The 12,175-nt window shown below is 70.0% G+C and carries 15 protein-coding genes; 7 read left to right on the top strand and 8 right to left on the bottom strand.

Going from position 1 to position 12,175, the window contains the following annotated elements; genetic code table 11:
• Nucleotides 1-217: 217 nt before the first annotated feature.
• A complete protein-coding gene (locus ACFV3E_RS30110; protein WP_500537529.1) occupies nt 218-727 on the bottom strand; it encodes a hypothetical protein in 510 nt (169 codons plus the stop codon).
• A 369-nt stretch (nt 728-1,096) separates the two neighbouring features.
• Here ACFV3E_RS30110 and ACFV3E_RS30105 point away from each other — a divergent pair, with 369 nt between their 5' ends.
• Both ACFV3E_RS30105 and ACFV3E_RS30100 read left to right on the top strand, forming a co-directional pair.
• Complete coding sequence (locus ACFV3E_RS30105; protein WP_500537528.1) at nt 1,097-1,543, top strand: hypothetical protein; 447 nt, start codon at nt 1,097-1,099, stop codon at nt 1,541-1,543.
• A gap of 34 nt (nt 1,544-1,577) precedes the next feature.
• Nucleotides 1,578-2,138 (top strand): hypothetical protein, encoded by a 561-nt coding sequence (locus tag ACFV3E_RS30100; RefSeq protein ID WP_500537527.1) that lies wholly within the window; start codon nt 1,578-1,580, stop codon nt 2,136-2,138.
• 232 nt (nt 2,139-2,370) lie between these two features.
• On the opposite strand, the gene ACFV3E_RS30095 is transcribed toward ACFV3E_RS30100, so the two are convergent.
• Complete coding sequence (locus ACFV3E_RS30095; protein WP_500537526.1) at nt 2,371-3,252, bottom strand: helix-turn-helix transcriptional regulator; 882 nt, start codon at nt 3,250-3,252, stop codon at nt 2,371-2,373.
• A gap of 176 nt (nt 3,253-3,428) precedes the next feature.
• Here ACFV3E_RS30095 and ACFV3E_RS30090 point away from each other — a divergent pair, with 176 nt between their 5' ends.
• Nucleotides 3,429-4,205, top strand: a complete 777-nt coding sequence (locus tag ACFV3E_RS30090) for an SDR family oxidoreductase (RefSeq protein ID WP_500537525.1) — start codon at nt 3,429-3,431, stop codon at nt 4,203-4,205.
• A gap of 148 nt (nt 4,206-4,353) precedes the next feature.
• Here the strand turns inward: ACFV3E_RS30090 and merB are convergent, their stop codons facing one another.
• Nucleotides 4,354-5,061, bottom strand: a complete 708-nt coding sequence (gene merB / locus ACFV3E_RS30085) for an organomercurial lyase (RefSeq protein WP_500537524.1) — start codon at nt 5,059-5,061, stop codon at nt 4,354-4,356.
• Between the two features lie 105 nt (nt 5,062-5,166).
• Here merB and ACFV3E_RS30080 point away from each other — a divergent pair, with 105 nt between their 5' ends.
• Nucleotides 5,167-5,991 carry an AraC family transcriptional regulator gene (locus ACFV3E_RS30080; RefSeq protein ID WP_500537523.1) on the top strand — a complete coding sequence of 275 codons (825 nt, stop codon included), beginning with the start codon at nt 5,167-5,169 and terminating at the stop codon, nt 5,989-5,991.
• 123 nt (nt 5,992-6,114) lie between these two features.
• On the opposite strand, the gene ACFV3E_RS30075 is transcribed toward ACFV3E_RS30080, so the two are convergent.
• Entirely contained in the window at nt 6,115-6,309 is a 195-nt protein-coding gene (locus tag ACFV3E_RS30075; protein ID WP_500537522.1) for a hypothetical protein, read from the bottom strand.
• Here ACFV3E_RS30075 and ACFV3E_RS30070 point away from each other — a divergent pair.
• Nucleotides 6,308-6,748 (top strand): VOC family protein, encoded by a 441-nt coding sequence (locus ACFV3E_RS30070; RefSeq protein ID WP_500537521.1) that lies wholly within the window; start codon nt 6,308-6,310, stop codon nt 6,746-6,748. The genes ACFV3E_RS30075 and ACFV3E_RS30070 overlap by 2 nt on opposite strands.
• Nucleotides 6,749-7,159: 411 nt before the next feature.
• Here the strand turns inward: ACFV3E_RS30070 and ACFV3E_RS30065 are convergent, their stop codons facing one another.
• The 3 genes from ACFV3E_RS30065 to ACFV3E_RS30055 form a co-directional block, all read right to left on the bottom strand.
• Nucleotides 7,160-8,515 (bottom strand): sensor histidine kinase, encoded by a 1,356-nt coding sequence (locus tag ACFV3E_RS30065; RefSeq protein ID WP_500537520.1) that lies wholly within the window; start codon nt 8,513-8,515, stop codon nt 7,160-7,162.
• Nucleotides 8,512-9,186 carry a response regulator transcription factor gene (locus ACFV3E_RS30060; RefSeq protein WP_500537519.1) on the bottom strand — a complete coding sequence of 225 codons (675 nt, stop codon included), beginning with the start codon at nt 9,184-9,186 and terminating at the stop codon, nt 8,512-8,514. Before ACFV3E_RS30060 ends, ACFV3E_RS30065 begins: the two co-directional genes overlap by 4 nt.
• A gap of 86 nt (nt 9,187-9,272) precedes the next feature.
• Entirely contained in the window at nt 9,273-10,004 is a 732-nt protein-coding gene (locus tag ACFV3E_RS30055) for a hypothetical protein (protein ID WP_500537518.1), read from the bottom strand.
• Between the two features lie 345 nt (nt 10,005-10,349).
• On the opposite strand from ACFV3E_RS30055, the gene ACFV3E_RS30050 reads away from it, so the two are divergent.
• Together ACFV3E_RS30050 and ACFV3E_RS30045 are read left to right on the top strand one after the other, a co-directional pair.
• A complete protein-coding gene (locus ACFV3E_RS30050) occupies nt 10,350-10,898 on the top strand; it encodes a GNAT family N-acetyltransferase (RefSeq protein WP_500537517.1) in 549 nt (182 codons plus the stop codon).
• A gap of 42 nt (nt 10,899-10,940) precedes the next feature.
• Nucleotides 10,941-11,126, top strand: coding sequence for a hypothetical protein (locus ACFV3E_RS30045; RefSeq protein ID WP_500537516.1), 186 nt, complete (start codon nt 10,941-10,943; stop codon nt 11,124-11,126).
• Here the strand turns inward: ACFV3E_RS30045 and ACFV3E_RS30040 are convergent.
• The gene (locus ACFV3E_RS30040; protein WP_500537515.1) at nt 11,114-12,166 is read right to left on the bottom strand and encodes a bile acid:sodium symporter family protein; all 1,053 of its coding nucleotides are present in this window, start codon (nt 12,164-12,166) and stop codon (nt 11,114-11,116) included. The two genes, ACFV3E_RS30045 and ACFV3E_RS30040, sit on opposite strands and share 13 nt — an antisense overlap.
• Nucleotides 12,167-12,175: the final 9 nt, after the last annotated feature.

The raw sequence follows: 12,175 nt of genomic DNA, 5'->3' as shown, positions 1-12,175 counted from the left end.
TTCATTATTTATTTTTTTTTCTGCATTTATTTTTTTTTTAATTTTTCCTGCTCGTGTTACCAACAATAAAATAATCCGCAACACCATCGCCGGCGGTGTGGGGCTGCAAACCCCGGCCCACGCCGCTGCTTACACCCGGCCGCACACGCCAACGATCACGTGGTGCGGCGATCCCTGGAATCCGCCATACGACGTCTGCCGGGCCTTCGCACGTGGGTCAGCCGGCGGGGGTGGACTCCACCGGAGCCGGGGCGACGGGGGCGGGGGCCTCCGCCGGGGCGACGGGGGCGGCGGCCGCCTCGACGGGAGCGGCGGGAGCGGCCGCCTGTGCCGGAGCCGCGGGGGCCGCGACGGGAGCCGCCGGCACGACGGCGGCCGCAGCGGCAGCGGCGGCCTTGGCTTCCTCGACGGCCTTGGCCTCGGCGGCCTCCGCCGCCTCGATCTCCGCGGTGTGCTTGGCCACGAACGCCTCGCCCAGGACCTCGTGGGCCTCCTTGAGGTGGTCGAGCTCCACCTCGCCGTTCTCGGCGACGTGGCCCTCCAGGGCCTCGAACATCCGCTCCACCGGCTCGTGCGAGCCGCCGAGGCGCTGCTCGGCGTAGACCGCGACACCCAGCTTCAGGAAGAGCTCGGCCGTGCGGCGGTTGACGGTGAAGTCGTGGATGGCGTCACCGCCCGCGTCAAAGCCCTTCTCGATGACTTCGAATGCCTTCTTGATGAGACTCACGCTGGTGCTCCCCTGCACGTGCCCGTCGGGCGACTGCCTGACTGTGACCTGATCTGACCTGAACTGAACTGCCCTGTTACGCAACTGACCGAGCGATCCGGTCCGCGCCGAACCCTATGGCAACCCTCCTGCCGATGCGCAGCCGCCCCGCCCCCAATCCACCCACAGCGAGCGCGGCTTGACGGGGCGCTGGGCATAACACGTGCCGGGCGCCGCCTGGCCGAGTGGACCATGCGCCGGCAGTGGCTCGACCGCGCCGGCGACCCCTTCCCGACGCCCGCGCCGGCGGAACCGTTTCACCCGGGCGCCGTGTCCTCCTCCGCAGTAGGTGGTTCGACGCCGCGGAGCCACACGTGAAGGGGGACGGCCATGAGTCAGGTACGCGAGGGGGCACGGTTAGGGGCTTGGGCCGTCGGCGGGATCATCGCCCTGGCGGTGTTGTACGTGATCGGGGTGTTCGCCTTCGGCGGCGCGGGGTGGATCACCGCCCCGTTCCGCGGTGAGGCGGACGAGCGCGAGAACACCGTCGCTTCGGGCGAGTTCCGGCAGACCACATACGAGGAGTTCTTCGATCTGTGCGCGGCCGTGCAGAACGCCGAAGGGACGATCCAGGCGCTGCAGGAGGAGCGGAAGGCCGCCTCGGAGATCCGCACGACGCAGATCGACCAGTCGATCACCGCGCTGAAGGCCACGCGGATCGAGTCGGCCAACGCCTACAACTCCAAGGCCGCCCAGGAGCACCGCGCGCCCTTCCGTGACAAGGATCTGCCGTACCGGCTGGATGCCACCGCTGAGCGCACCACGTGCACCAACTGATCCGCACCTCATTCCGGGAAGAGGGCAGCATCGCATGAAGAAGTTCGCACGCATGGCCCTGGCCACCCTCGTCGCGCTCGTCGCGGGCCTCGTCCTGACGTCCTGCACCGAGTCCAGCCAGGACAAGGAGAACAAGGCCAAGCAGGACAACTACGACCGCCTCGTGGCCCAGCAGCCGGCAGGCCGCATGGAGTACTCGCCGACCCGCGAAGCGATCAACCAGTGGGTCAAGACGTGGGGGCAGCGGGGCAAACTCTCCTACGTCTACATCCAGAACGCCAATGGCGAGTACGGGTACTTCATCATGAAGGGCCTGCCGGTGCCGCGCTGCAAGATGCTCACGCCGACGGAGCGGGTGGAGTCCACCTCCAACGGCGTCGCGGTCCTCGCGCAGCCCGGCATGGACGGTACGTACACCTCCGGTTCGACCTGCAACGCCTACTACGGCTTTGACGCGACGACGAACGCGTACATGGAGTTCACGGTCGGCACGAACCAGTCGTTCTTCCTGTTCGACAAGCCCATGACGATGCCGGAGTACGCCAGCGCCAAGCAGTTGGGGCCGTCCTCGGTGAAGGACGTCGAGAAGCAATAGTGAGCGGCCGGGCGCCGGTTCGAACCGTTCCGGCCCTGTGTCCCGTCAAGCGGCTTCGAGGGCGTCGGTGATCTTGCGGGCGTCCCGGCCGGGAACAGCACACCGGCCCGGCCGACGTGCGTTTGTGCCGGGCGAGCGCAAGCAGAACGCGGTCAAGACGACCACGATCAGCGAAGGGCAGGGCCTGAACCTGTGGCCTGGGGCGGTGCGTCCGGCCAAGGACTCCGCGGCATCAGACCGAGGGTGGAGTGGGGCGGGTAGGCCTGTGCTCAGGGGCGGGTGCGTTCCAGGACTCGAGCAGGCGCAGTGCCTGTTCGGTCGGAGAGCCCGGTTCCACGTTGTAGACGTACAGGGTCTGTTCCGCGTCTCCGGGAACCGGGAAGGACTCGAAGACGAAGTGCAGGTCACCGACGACGGGGTGGTGATGGGGCCTTGCGCCGTGCGTGCAACGTAGCACCCGGTGGTCGTTCCACCAGGTCGTGAACTCCGGCGAACGAAGCATGAGTTCACCCACCAGGTCCGCGAGTTGCCGGTCATGGGGCCGGCGCCCGGCCTCCAGACGGAGGATTCCTACGGTTTCGGCAGCGATGTGTTCCCAGTCGCCGACGGTCTGCCGGGCGGAGGGGTCCAGCAGGTAGTAGCGAGCCAGGTTGCGGGCCGGCACGGGCAGGGCGTCGAAGTCGGTGAGGACGGCCCGGGCGAGTCGGTTGGAGGCCAGGACGTCGGTCCGCCGACCGAGGACGTATGCCGGCACGTGCTGCAGTGTCTGAAGCATCAGGTGCAGGCCTGGACGAACACGCTGCGGGCCGGTGGGGGCACGGCGAGCGGCGGCGCTCGGCCGGGTCAGCAGATCCTTCAGGTGTTCCGTCTCGGATGCGTCCAGGTGCAGGGCCCGGCCCAAGGCCTCAAGGACTTCCGGTGAGGGATTACCGGCTCGACCCTGTTCGAGCCGTGTGTAGTACTCGGTGCTCACCCCAGCGAGCCGGGCGACCTCGTCGCGACGCAGTCCCGGAACCCGGCGCGTGCGGCCGTCCTCGGGCAATCCTGCCTGGTCAGGGGTCAGGCGGCTGCGCCGGGTGCGCAGGAAATCGGCGAGCTCGCTTCGGCTGTCCATACACCCAGTGTGGCTTCTGGCGTGTGCGGCATTTCTGCTTTGGGTGGCCCTGTCGGTACTTGTCTCGGCAGGGTGCGGTAGGTGCCCTTTTCCGTGGGTCCGGCGGTGGTGTGCTGGATGAGCGGCCCGGATGAGCGGACCGCACCCCCCGAAATTCCACGGAAGGTACCCCCTCAATGACCTCGCAGACCTCTGTCGCCCCACTCGTCGGCCGAGTCGCCGTCGTCACCGGCGCGTCCAGCGGTATCGGCGAAGCGACCGCTGAACACCTGGCATCGCTGGGAGCCAAGGTCGCCGTGCTGGCCCGGCGTGAGGACCGGCTCGCCGAGCTGGTCTCCCGCATCGAGAAGAACGGCGGCACCGCACTGGCGATCACGGCGGACGTGACCGACGTCCAGGCCATGGGCGCCGCCGCCGACCGGGTCAAGAACGACCTCGGTGGCGCGGACCTGCTGTTCAACAACGCCGGCGTCATGCTGCCCGCGCCCGTCGAGGAGCTGCGTGCCGACCAGTGGCAGCGCCAGATCGACCTGAACATCACGGGCCTGATGAACGTCATCGGCGCATTCACCCCGCAGTTGGTCGAGGCGGCCGCCGAGCGCGGAGTGGCCGACCTGATCAACACCTCGTCGAGCGCCGCACAGAACCTCTACCCGACCTTCGCCGTCTACGCCGGCACCAAGGCGTTCGTCTCGCACCTGTCGAAGCACCTCCGGGTCGAGCTGGGCCCGAAGAACGTGCGGGTCTCCGCGATCGAGCCCGGGATCGTGGGCACGGAGCTGCAGGACCACGTCACAGACTCCGGCGCCAGCGCGTGGCTGGAGGGATCGAAGGAGACCATCGACTGGCTCCAGTCGGACGACATCGCGCGGACGGTCGGGTTCATCACCTCCATGCCCCTGCGGGTCAACCTCTCGCAGGTCTTCATCATGCCGACGGCCCAGCCCAGCTGAGACCGGGCCGCTCCTTCGGCGTGTGTTGGGCCCTGGGAAGCCACCCGAGGTCGAGGAGTCCGTGGCGGCGGAGATGCCGTGTGTGCCGTACCCGCGGGCTTGGCCGGGGATCGGGCCGCGCCGGGCGCAGGACGGAGGGCATTCCGTCTCAGTCGGGCAGACCCCAGAAAAGGCCGTGCAGGCCGACCTCGGCGAAGTAGGCGTCGGCGGCGGCGGGGTCGCGGCGGGTGTAGCCCGGGTCAAGGCGCCCGGTGTACCAGTCGCCGGCGAAGCGCCACAGGGTGGCCAGATCCATGACGTACCCAGGCTCCTGGCTCGTCTTCCGCAGCCAGGTGTCGACGCAGCCGGTGGAGCAGAACAGGCGCTGGTTGGCGCAGGTGTGCACGACATCGTCCCAGGCCCGGCTCATGGGGGTGAGGAAATGGGCCACCTGTTCGCCCTTCGGGGGTGCTTCTCGGCCGACCACCCAGGCGTGCGGGGTGTCGCAGGCCGGACAGCGGGTGGCGACCAGCACGTCGGGCTCGTCCTTGAGCAGGTGGGGCAGGGCGAACGAGTCCCAGGCGCAGCCGCCCCACCAGAGCGTGTGCGCGCCCATGACGGAGAAGCCGAGCGGAACGGAGGCGAAGGGGTGGGCCATCACCACGTGGTCGCTGTCCTGCGGGTCCAGGACCAGATCACGACGTGCGTGAAGGGTGCGCAGCTCCTGACGTACCTGGTCGGGAGCGAGCCGGGCGACTGCGGCGATTTCCGGCACGCCGGGAGCCTGGCCGGTGCGCGCGAAACCGTGGTACACGGCGAGGCGGACCCTCTCCGTCCCGTCGGGGCTCATCGGTACTGGTGAGGCGTTCCTGGTCATTCCTGTGGTTCCTTCGCTGATCGGGCCGATGAGTCCAGCGTGCGCCTTGCGGAGGTCGGGGGGCTTGAACGCTCGTGCGGGACAATGGGACATGGACAATGGGACGTGACGTCTTCAGGGGAACGAGCCGCCTACTGGCGGGTCGCCGGGCTCGCTCTGGAAGCCATGGACGCCCACTTCGAGCGGTACGCGTATCCGATGCACGCCCACGACACGTACTCGTTCGGAGTCACCGATCACGGAGCGCAGTCGTTCGTGTGCAGGGGAGGGCGGCACGTCAGCGCGGCAGGGCTGGTCATGGCGTTCAATCCGGACGACCCCCACGACGGACAGCCGGCCGTCCACGACGGCTACCGCTACCGGATGCTGCACCTCGGCGAAGACCACGTCCGGGAGGTACTCGCCGACGCGACGCCGGGCGCGGCCGGACTGCCGCTCTTCGACACCCCGGTCCTGGACGACCCGGCCCTGGCCCGAGCCGTCGCCCACCTCCACGTCGCGGTCGCCGGGCAAGCGCCCCGACTGATCGTCGAGGAACGCCTCACCGCCGCCGTGCTGGCCCTGAGCCGTCACGCATCGACGAAGCCCGCACCGCTGCCGGACCGGCCAGGCCGCGTGGACGTGGCGGCCATGGAACGGGCCCGCCGCATGCTGCGGCAGCGCTTCGTCGACAACATCTCCGCCGACGACCTGGCGCGGGCGGCCGGATGCAGCCGCTTCGCGCTGTATCGGGGCTTCCGCGCGGCGTACGGCTTCGCCCCCAGCGACTATCAACGCGATCTGCGGCCGCGCCGAGCTCGGGCACTCCTGGCTGAGGGCATGACGCCGGCGATGGTGGCCGCCGGGGCCGGCTTCGCGGACCAGGCCCACCTCACCCGCTGGTTCACCCGCACCTACGGCGTCACCCCGGCCGCCTACCGTTCAGCGTGACGCACTGCGGCCGGCCGGGCCGGCCACGTCCTGAGGAAACGGCACCCAGGGCTCTCACAGCCGCGTGGGGCGAGGCCTTCCGGAAGGGCAACCAGCTGCAAGCGAAGGAACGGTGAAGCGGACTCAAGCACCACGGATACGACCACGAAGGTGACCTAAGCGGCCTGGCCAGTCCACGGCCAGCGCCGCGTGCGGCAGCTGCAGCCGCAGGTGGACCAGGGTGATCAGCACCGGGTCGACGAAGACCAGCTGGTGATCGGGCCCGGCACCGGCCGCCCGCCGCGCTACCGCGTATCGAGTCGTTAGGCTCGGAGACATGACTATTCTGCGGATGGACAACGTCGCCATCGTCGTCGACGATCTGGACGCGGCTGTCGCCTTTTTCACCGAGCTCGGCATGGAGCTGGAAGGAAAGGCGCAGATCGAAGGCCTTTATGCGGACCGCACCGTCGGACTCGACGGCGTCCGGAGCGACATCGCGATGATGCGGACCCCCGACGGCCACAGCAAGCTGGAGCTGACCAAATTCCACGCCCCCGCGGTATCCGACACCGAGCCGCGGAACCTTCCGCCCAACACGCTGGGCCTGCATCGCGTCATGTTCGCCGTCGACGACATCGACGACACCATCGCCCGCCTGCGCGCTCACGGCGCCGAACTCCTCGGCGAGGTGGCGCAGTACGAGAACATCTACCGGCTCTGCAACCTCCGCGGCCCCGCAGGCATCATCGTCGCCCTGGCCGAACAGATCGGCTGACGCGGGCCTGCCGCACGGAGCATGTCGATGGTCAGCACCGCGATGACGCATCCGCGACAGGGGCGGTGCGGGCTGCTGTACGAGCCCGGGGATTCCGCCGGCGGACGGTGTCGGGCGCGGGGAGGACTTCGCGGGCCCGTACGGCCGCCCCGCCCGCAACCGCGAACCGTTCGACCTGACCGTCCCGGAGATCCGCCGTCTGGCCAACGTGCCCTTCAGCCCACCACCCAAGTCCCTGAGCATGCTTCCGCACTGGTCGAACCGGCGTAGAAGCCGGCAGGCTCCAGCACGCCGCAGCCACTACCGACAGCGGCTCTCCACGCCCTCAAGCTTGTGGATCGCGAAGTCGCACTGGAGTACTGACAGGCCGCTGACTGGCGTCACGCATCGAACGACACCCCACCAGGTCGGTCAGGCCAGGGACGGGAGGGACAGCCGCATGCGGAGACCGTGGTCAAGCGGCTCGGCGGTGATGGTGCCGCCGTGGGTCTCGGCGACCTGTTTGACGATGGCGAGCCCGAGTCCGGACCCGGGGAGGGACCGGGCGGACGGCGAGCGGTAGAACCGGTCGAACACAAAGGGCAGGTCGTCCGCCGGGATGCCCGGTCCCTGGTCGGTGACCGTGACCGTGCCGTCGCGGGACACCTCGATCAGCACTTCGCCGCCGTCCGGGCTCCACTTGACGGCGTTGTCGACGAGGTTGCCGACGGCGCGTTCCAACGCTTCGGGGTCGGCGTGTACCAGGCACTCGGTCAGCTCCGTGCGCAGCGACACCCGGGGGCCGCGCCGGGTCGTGCGGGCCACGACCCGCTCGGCGAGGAGATCGAGGCGGGTGTCCTCGGTGTGGACGTCCTGCTGCCCGTAACGGGCCAGTTCCACCAGGTCGTTGACCAGGTCCCGGAGTTCCTGGGCCTGCGTGCGGGCCTGTTCGACCAGGGCGGGGGCCTGCGGATCGGCCAGGCCGGGGCTCTCGCTGAGCAGTTCCAGATTGGTGGTGATGCTCGTGAGCGGAGTGCGCAGTTCGTGCGAGGCGTCGGCGACGAGCCGTCGCTGGGCCCTCACGGATTCCTCCACCGCCGCGATCATCGCGGTGAAGGAGTGTGCGAGCCGGGCGATCTCGTCGCGGCCCCGCACGTCGATGCGTGCCGTCAGATCCGGCGTTGCCGCGACGTGCTCGACCGTCTCGGTGAGCTGCCGTACCGGGCGCAGTACCCGTCCGGCCAGCAGCCGGGCACCGAAGGCGGCCAGTAGGGTGCCGCCCGCGGTGATCACGGCGAGCAGCGCGGTGAGCCGGTCCAGGGTGGAGCCGACGACCGACTGGCGGATGGCGGCCCGGACCAGCGCGCCGTCCCAGTCGGTGAGCGGCGCGGTGTACACCCGGTAGCTCACCCCCTCGAACTCCGCGTCCTGGAAGTACGCCGGTGCCTTGCCCAGGGCGACCTGGACGTCGTGCTTGGTGACGGGAATGAAGCCGCCGCCCGGTCCCGGTGCGACCGGCGGCACTATGAACTGCAACTGCGTGGAGCCGACGGTGACCGGCGAGGTCGGCACCGTCAGATGTGTGCCTTCCCGTTCCATCTGCTGGACCTTGAACTTGAATTCCTTCAGCAACTGCGAGGCGTCCCGGTCGGCGGCGGACACCAGCACGTCGTCACTCTGCCGGTGCAGACCGGCGCTCAGCGAGGGATAGATGATCAGCGACGCCAGCAGCAGGGCCGCGCAGACCACGGCACCACCGGCCAGGGCGACCCTGTTGCGCAGGGTCACGGCTCCTCCCGCAGCACGTAACCCAGTCCCCTCACCGTCTGCAGCAGCCGCGGCTCACCACCGGCCTCCAACTTGCCACGCAGATAGCTGATGTAGACCCACAGCGCGTTCGACGAGGGACCGAAGTCGTACCCCCACACCGCCTCGAAGATCAGCGACCGGCTCAGCACTCGTCGCGGGTTGCGCAAGAACAGCTCCAGCAGGGCGTACTCGGTACGTGTGAGCTCCAGCGTCCGCCCACCGCGGCGTGCCCGGCAGGCAGCCGCGTCCAGCTCCAGATCGGCGAAGCGGATCACCTCCTGCTGCGCGGCGCCGCTGCGCCGCAGCAGGGCCCGGATCCGGGCCCTGAGCTCGTCCAGGGCGAACGGCTTGACCAGATAGTCGTCGGCGCCGGCGTCGAGCCCGGCCACCCGGTCCTCCACCAGGTCCCGCGCCGTCAGCATCAGGATCGGCACGCGATTCCCGCGGGCCCGGATCCGGCGGCACACCTCCAGGCCATTGGGCTCCGGCATCAGCACATCGAGGATGACGGCATCAGGCCGGCTACCGCCGAGCGCCTCCAAAGCCGCCATTCCGTCGGCCGCCTCGGCAACCTCGTGGCCGTCCCGGGCCAGAGCCCGGGCCAGCGCGAGGCGCACCGCGTCGTCATCGTCCACCACCAGCACACGCATGACCGCATCGTCCTGTCCGGTAAGTCAACAACGGATAAGGACGGCCGGCCCGGACTCCTCCGGACCGGCCGCCTGGCCGTGCAGGCTCAGCCCTTCTTGGACCGCTCACCGGCGGCCAGGTCCTGCTTGGTGCCCGACAACGCATCCTCGAACCGGTCGGCGCCGACCCCGAGCTTCTTCGCGATCGCCGCGAACTGCGGGCCGTGCGGGTCGACGCCGCCCGGCCGGTCGGCCAGCGCGAACAGTTCCCCGACCGCTCGCTCCGCCGCGACAGTGCCGACGCCCAGCCGGTCAGCGACGCCCTTCGCGAAGAGCTCCACATCGGCGTCGTTGTCCGGTCCCTGGTGCTTGATGACGACCTTGCCGCCCCCCGGCTTGCCCTTCCCCGCGTGCTTGTCGTTCACGACCTGCTTGCCGAGGGCCCGCTTGGTCTCCCCAAGGGCCCTCTCCAAGCGGTCGGCGCTGACCCCGAGCTTCTTCGCGATCGCCGCGAACTGCGTGCTGTCCGGGTTGACACCGCCCGACCGGTCGGACAGCGCGAACAGTTCCTTGACCGCCTCCTGCGCGGACGCCAGGCTCACCCCCAGCCGAGCGGCGACGCCCTTCGCCAGGGCGTCCGCGGTCTGTGCCCGATTCTCCGTCGGCTTCCCCGGCTTCCCCGGCTTCCCCGGCTTCCCCGGCTTGCCCTTGGCCATCGCGGCCACGACCGCCTCGGCCTTGGCCGGGCCGGGCGACGGGGCCGCAACTGCGGACGCCGTCAGGCAGGCCACTGCGGCGGCCGCACCCGCCACGGTGATCCAACGCGCCTTACTGCTCATACCTGGTCTCCTTCGAACTCGCAGGGCGGTCCGGCGGCTGCCGGCGCCCACGACCGAGAAGACCACCAGGAACTCAAGGAAACTCTCAGGGAACCTTAGGACGGCCTTAGAGGTCATCCGCTCCCGGTGAGCCGACCCCCTGCGGCCCGAACGAGGTGAGCCCGAACGCGCGGGGACCAGCGGCAAGCCCAACGACTTCGGGGCACATTGGGCTTCGGGCGTGCCGGCCTGGCGACTTGTGCGCAGTCAAACGGTGTCGCGGACGGTCCAAGCGGGACGATGACGGTGTCCGCCGAGGCCGTAAAGCGGTGGACAGCCTTGCGGCGCTGGGCGAGTATCTCCGCGATGACCAACGAACCTCACTCCGCCCCCAAACACGTCCGCTTCGTCGAGCTCAGCGCAAAGGCGCTACGGGCGCTGTCCGAGGGTGACCTCGCCGGCGGCAGCGCCGAGGCCGGGGTCGCCCTTGACGAGTACTTCGTCTCCGACCGGGCCCGCGGGATCTTCGGCTACCGCGCCGGCCAGCTCGCCGAGGACCCGTCTGCCGCGCCCTGGATCGTACGGGCAGCGGTGTCCGAGCCGGACGGGACCGTCGTCGGCGACGCCGGGTTCCACGGGCCGCCGGACGAGGCCGGCATGGTCGAGGTCGGCTACACCGTCGCGCCCGGGTACCGCCGCCGGGGCTATGCCCGCGCCATCCTGGCAGCGCTGCTCGTCAGGGCCGCCGCCGAACCCGGTGTCAGGGCCGTGCGGGCCACCATCAGATCCGACAACCACGCCTCCCTGGCCACCATCGCGGGCTTCGGTTTCACGTGCGTCGGCGAGCGGGGGAACGAGTGCGACGGGCTCGAGCTCGTCTTCGAGGTTCCCGCTGACGCGATCCACGCCGAGTAGCCGTACGGCCGCGGCGGACGTCGCAAGCGTCCCGGTCGGGCTGTGCCAGGCCCGCAGGCCCGTCCTGGACGCCGGGCCTCCGTCTCCGGCAGACGCAAGCAGAACACCGTCAAGACCACCGCGTTCAGCGACGGCCAGGGCCCCCTGCTGCTGTCCGGCCTGGTCCGCCCAGGGCGGATGCACGACCAGAGCGCCGTGCGCATCGAGGGCAGGCGTCACCTCGCTTGAGAGGGGCTCTTGCGCATGACCTGGTTGGCGGCGGCCTTCTGCAACAGGCCGTAGGCGAGGACCGGCAGCAGCAGATGCGGCCGGTCGGGCAGCGCCGTGGAGATCAGGACGGCACTCGCGCTGCTGTTGTTCATACCGCAGGCCAGGGTGAGCGAGGACTGGGCACCCGCGTCCAGGCGCAGCAAACGCGCGGCGGTCCGGCCCAGGGTGAACGACAGGACGCACAGCGCCGAGGCCACCGCCAGGGCCGCCACGAACAGCACCGGCCGTGGGTGAGCGAAGAAGGAGCCGAGCGCGCCGCCGGCGTTGACGTAGGTGAGGACCACCGAGCCCCCGAGCGAGGCGGGAAGCACCGCGCTGGAGAGCCGATGCAGCGCACCGCGCGGCAGCATCACCGCGCAGGCGAGTCCGGCGCCGCAGGGCAGCAGCACGGAGGTGAGGGCGAAGCCGCCTGCTGCGACGTGTGCGGCGCGCGACAGCGTGCCCGCGTACTCGCCGCGGAGCAGGGGAGACAAGGCCTTGAACGTCCAGGGGATGGTGAAGGGACTGGCGAGGGTGGACGCGAGCACGATGCCCACCATGACCGCCTGGTCGCCCTCGCCCCGAGCGGTCCACACCGTGGCACCCGCGGCGACAGGCATCGCCGCGCTCAGGATCATCGCGGCGATCATGCCGCTGCCGCCGTCGCTGTCCGGCGTGTGGTGCAGGACGAAGGCCACCAGGGGGATCACCAGCAGCGGAGCGGCCACGTGCAGCACCAGCCCGGCCAGCAGAGCGACCGGCCGACGCAGGCGGCCGCCCAGTGTGCGCAGTGGCACCTGCAACCCGGCCGCGAACAAGATCAGGAACAGCAGCGCCTGGGGCGTGCTCCAGTGCACCGCCTGTCCGGCCACCCGAAGATCGAGCGGACGGCGCAGCCAGCGACCCGGCGACGGCAGGACCACCGCGGCCACGTAGGCCGCGACGACGGCGCTTGTCAGACGGCGCCGCAGCCAGGTGGCCGCGGGCGCCCGCGACGATGGCGGGACATGGGCAGGCATGCCTGGCAT

Origin of the sequence: Streptomyces sp. NPDC059718 (genome assembly GCF_042733315.1) — a bacterium.
GTDB lineage: Bacteria > Actinomycetota > Actinomycetes > Streptomycetales > Streptomycetaceae > Actinacidiphila.
This window is presented reverse-complemented; position numbering and strand designations above follow the sequence as displayed.